Below are 250 nucleotides of genomic sequence, written 5' to 3' on the forward strand. Positions count from 1 at the left end.
ATGCAGTATTAAGTATAAACCCACTTCCCAAAAGCAATCAAAGTAGTCAAGCGGCAAAAAAACTTGCTCTCGCGCTGCCAGAAGAACGTCCATTAATTGCTATAAAACAGCTGGTAATAAAGAGTAATGACTTTAACAAGCCACTAAAAATAAATTTAGCAGAGCCGATTTTAAATCAATTTAATATAACAGGCGATATAAACGCTAAAGCAATTTTAGCTAATAATAAACTAACAGGGCAGTTTTCTGT

The 250-nt window shown here is 34.0% G+C and carries 1 protein-coding gene; it reads left to right on the top strand.

The genetic code is table 11. The annotated features are described in order from the left end of the window. The coding region (locus tag AAEY88_RS14825; RefSeq protein WP_350563617.1) for a hypothetical protein at nucleotides 1-250 on the top strand (250 nt) is incomplete at both ends.

Source organism: Psychrobacter sp. CAL346-MNA-CIBAN-0220, from assembly GCF_040309805.1.
Lineage (GTDB): Bacteria > Pseudomonadota > Gammaproteobacteria > Pseudomonadales > Moraxellaceae > Psychrobacter.